The sequence below is a fragment of the Desulfobulbus rhabdoformis genome (genome assembly GCF_016919065.1).
Classification (GTDB): Bacteria; Desulfobacterota; Desulfobulbia; order Desulfobulbales; family Desulfobulbaceae; genus Desulfobulbus; species Desulfobulbus rhabdoformis.
The window spans coordinates 1-1,341 of record NZ_JAFFQA010000127.1 but is presented as its reverse complement, the minus strand read 5'-3'; the positions used below and the strand labels follow the sequence as shown (position 1 = coordinate 1,341).

At 44.7% G+C, this 1,341-nt stretch carries 1 protein-coding gene and 1 pseudogene; both read right to left on the bottom strand.

What is annotated here, in order from left to right:
- Nucleotides 1–388: 388 nt before the first annotated feature.
- A pseudogene (locus tag JWJ90_RS22700) lies at nucleotides 389–673 on the bottom strand (type II toxin-antitoxin system RelE family toxin).
- Nucleotides 663–917 (bottom strand): type II toxin-antitoxin system Phd/YefM family antitoxin, encoded by a 255-nt coding sequence (locus tag JWJ90_RS22695; protein ID WP_205229495.1) that lies wholly within the window; start codon nucleotides 915–917, stop codon nucleotides 663–665. The pseudogene JWJ90_RS22700 and the gene JWJ90_RS22695 overlap by 11 nt, the downstream one beginning before the upstream one ends.
- Nucleotides 918–1,341 lie beyond the last annotated feature (424 nt).

The window sequence follows — 1,341 nt, the reverse complement described above, 5'->3', positions numbered from 1 at the left end:
TCTTTTTAAAGAACTGAAGCTATCGATTGACCGGCCACGGCCCGTCTCTCTTTGGGAACCGCCTGGTGCGGACCCGCATGCCAGGTGGTGTGGAGGCCGGGGGAGAAAAACCCCCGGCTATCCGATTGGAATAATAGGGGCCGTACCACGATTTTAAGAAAATCCAACAAGATAATACACCGGATCAACCGGTGATTATCGCGTTAACAGTATCCCGCATGTATCCCGGTGCCCCCTGTGGGCCTTGAGCTAGAAGGATGGCAGCGGGTTCAACTCCCGGAGACCCTTCGGAAAGTGTGAAGGAAAAGTGACTTCCGAAAAATATGCAAAAAAATAGCGGCCAAAAAAAATAATTCTTTGGTCGCTATTTTTAACCTTTTACTGCGAATTACGCACGGTTACTGGCTATTTTATAGACTTGGTTTTTATCGCGTTTCCCAATCGCAATGACCACAACAACTAATTAATTGTCCCTGACTTGGTAAACCAGCCGATACCCAGGGCCTTTCAATTTTATTTTATAACAATCGCTCAAGGTCCTGAGCTTTGCACTTGGAATCTTGGGATGAACTAATCGTTCCTTGAGCTTTTTTTTGAATAATTCTCGAATGGAACCATCCAGGTTTTTCCATTCTTGCAAAGCCTCTTCTTTGAATTTTAATTCATAGCTCATCGAGATTAACCTTTATTTCAGGCTGGGATCTCCGTTTCTCAATGATAGACTGTAGCTCAACATCTTCAAGAATATCACAGATATGTTCAAATGTTTTTGCGGGGATTGCGTAAAAGGCAGGCTCGTTTCGGTTTAAAATCGCTACAGGCGCACCTTCCCCTTGCCTTACAACTGCCATGGGGTTTTTTTTCAGTTCGGAAACCCCGGCACTAATTTCCGCAAGAATATGATGTGTTGTAACCATTATCTTTCTTACCTCTTGTTGCCAGCTATGAGTTATTTAGCGCTTTGGGTTCAATTGCCAAAAAGGCTATGTAATTGACCTAATATTAGTCCTTTTGATTGGTCTTGTCAATGGAGTGGGGGGAAGTATTAAACTAGATTGTAGGCAGGAAATTGATGTATTTCTGATGTACTTTTTAGCGGATTATTACGGTTTGATACAGTTTCTTTTGGTGGGTAACTGATTGAAATAAAAGAATAAGGCTTGAGGTGGTGCGCTATTTTGAGGCCTCTCACGCCGGGAACAGGGGGGGCGAGTCCCATCGGATAGGACGGAAGCCTTGCGGCTCCCGCCCCTCCTCAGAACCGTACGAGCGAGTTTCCCCGCATACGGCTCAAGCACTCTGTAAGACTCTTTTGAGGAGTCCGGAGATTATTGGCTATTT